We start from the raw sequence: 2,320 nt of genomic DNA on the forward strand, positions 1-2,320 counted from the left end.
CCCCCCTTGTTTCCAGTCAACCGGACGCGGGCCGGGCGGGGCTAGGGCCTGTTCCGTGCTGTGGACAAAAGGCCCCGCTCCCGCACTCGGGAACGGGGCCGAGAGGCTCCAGGGCAGGAACGTCAGTCGTGCGGCACCGAACTCGACACCGGCTCGATCTGCCCCCGCATGTCCGCGGCCTCGATCTCCTCCCGGGTGATCCCGAGGATGAACGCGATCGTGTCCAGGTAGGGCACGTTCACCGAGGTGTCGGCCTGCTGCCGCACGACCGGCTTGGCGTTGAACGCCACGCCCAGTCCAGCCGCCTGCAGCATGTCCAGGTCGTTCGCGCCGTCGCCCACGGCCACGGTCTGCTCCAGGGGCACGCCGGCCTCCGCGGCGAACCGCTCCAGAGTGGTCGCCTTGCCCTTGCGGTCGATGATCGGCCCCACCAGTTCGCCGGTGAGCTTGCCGTCCACGACCTCCAGGGTGTTGGCTGCGGCGTAGTCCAACCCGAGTCGCTCCACGAGCACGTCCGTGAACTGCGTGAAGCCGCCGCTGACGATCCCGCACTCGTAACCCAGGCGCTTCAGAGTGCGCACCAGCGTCCTGGCGCCCGGAGTCAACTGGATCTCCTCGCACACCTTGGGGATGGCGGAGGCGTCCAGGCCCTTCAGCAGCATCACCCGGCGGCGCAGCGACTCCTCGAAGTCCAGCTCGCCGCGCATGGCCTCCTCAGTGACCCGGGCTACCTCGTCCGCGCACCCGGCGTGCGCGGCCAGCAGCTCGATGACCTCGCCCTGGATCAGCGTTGAGTCCACGTCCATGACGATGAGGTGCTTGGCCCGCCGGTGCAGGCCACTGGGCTGCACGGCCACGTCCACTCCCTGGGTGGCGCCCTCCATGGCGAGCTCGGCGCGAAGCTGGTCGACGTCCCCGCCGGAGATCTCCATCTCCACGGACGTCACCGGGAAGCTGGACAGCCGCTCGATGCGGTCGATGTTCGCGCCCGCGCGCGCGACGCACGACGTGAGGGAGCCCAGGGCGCCGGGGCGCAGCGGATCGGCCAGGACGGTCACGTGCAGCCGGTCGTGGACGACCGCCTTCACACGGCCGTTGTCCTTCCCGCCGCCCTTGCCGTAGCCGACCTCCATGTCGAGGTCGATGGCGGTCTTGTCGAGCGCGTTGCGGACCTCCTCGAAGACCCGTGAGGGCCTCACACCGGGAGCCACCCGCTCGTCCACCTCCAGGACCGCGCCCAGCACGAGGCGGCCCGCCAGGACCACCTGTTCCAGGTCGGAGATGGTCACCGGAAAGACGGAGAGGGTGCTCAGCAGACGAGCACTGATGCCCGGACGGTCGTGGCCGGTCACCGTCACCAACAGCGTGGATTTCTCATTCATGGCGGTGTCCACGGTACTCGGCCGTCCCGGAGGGGCGTCGCGCAGGGCTGACCCTTTTCCCAGCTAGTTCACTATGTGGACAACTGGAGGCGCGACGTACGTCACCTGTCCTTCCGACTCTTCTTCCTTCGCTTGGGACCCTTCGCCTTGACGTCCACCCCGCCCAGCATGCAGGTTCCCGTCAGACGTACGACCGGGGCGTTCGGGTCGGTGAGCTGGTCCGTTCCGTGCATATCGGCGCCGCCCAGGATCCCGGACGTGTTGTTGATCACCCTGACCCCGTGGGGCACGACGATGTCCACCCCGCCCATGATCACCGCGACCTGGATGGTCACCTCGTGCTGGCTGAGCACCGCCTCGCGCAGGTCCAGTTCCACCCCGCCGCACAGCACGGACACGTTCGTGCGCGGCTCGACCAGCCAGCGGCCCTTGCGCTCGCAGCCGCCGAACACCGCGACCAGGTTCTCCGAGCCCTTGCTCTGTCCGGCCAGGTCGCGCGCCTCGCTGCCCAGGATCTCCATACCGCTGGGCGCGTCGGAACGCCGTTCCATCGACGCGTAGTCGTAGCCGTGGCCGGGTGCGGGCAGGTCCTCCACGATGGGGCCGAGCTCGCCCATGGTCTTGGCCCGGTAGAGGGTCTCCAGCCGCTCCTCGTGTTCGACCGGGCTCAGGCGGCCCTCGGCCAGCGCCTCGCGCAGCCGCTCGGCAACCTTGTCCCGGTCCGCGTCGGAGGCTCGGATGTGCTCGGGCTGCATGATGACGGGTCTCCTCGTTCCTTCCGTGGGGCCGGGGATCCGGCCGACCACACAACCAGTATCGGTATTCTCCGCCTCCACGGGATCAGGTAACGCCCCTGGCCCGACCCCGAGAATTCCGTTTCCCGTCCCAGGGTGTTCCCGCCCCCTCCAGAGTGGCCCGCGAGAGCACGCGGAACAACC

The 2,320-nt window shown here is 69.1% G+C and carries 2 protein-coding genes; both read right to left on the minus strand.

From position 1 onward, the window contains the following. Positions 1–122: 122 nt before the first annotated feature. Positions 123–1,382, minus strand: coding sequence for a phosphoserine phosphatase SerB (gene serB / locus ABD54_RS26320; RefSeq protein ID WP_047872250.1), 1,260 nt, complete (start codon positions 1,380–1,382; stop codon positions 123–125). 101 nt (positions 1,383–1,483) lie between these two features. Beyond that, positions 1,484–2,137: a DUF1707 domain-containing protein gene (locus ABD54_RS26325; protein ID WP_047872249.1), complete on the minus strand. Its 654-nt coding sequence runs from the start codon at positions 2,135–2,137 to the stop codon at positions 1,484–1,486. Between the last annotated feature and the right edge of the window lie 183 nt (positions 2,138–2,320).

This window comes from Nocardiopsis sp. RV163 (genome assembly GCF_001029525.1).
Lineage (GTDB): Bacteria > Actinomycetota > Actinomycetes > Streptosporangiales > Streptosporangiaceae > Nocardiopsis > Nocardiopsis dassonvillei.

Coding starts and splice junctions, on each gene's coding strand:
- serB (WP_047872250.1), bottom strand. CDS start 1,382: ATGAATGAGAAATCCACGCTGTTGGTGACGGTGACCGGCCACGACCGT.
- ABD54_RS26325 (WP_047872249.1), bottom strand. CDS start 2,137: ATGCAGCCCGAGCACATCCGAGCCTCCGACGCGGACCGGGACAAGGTT.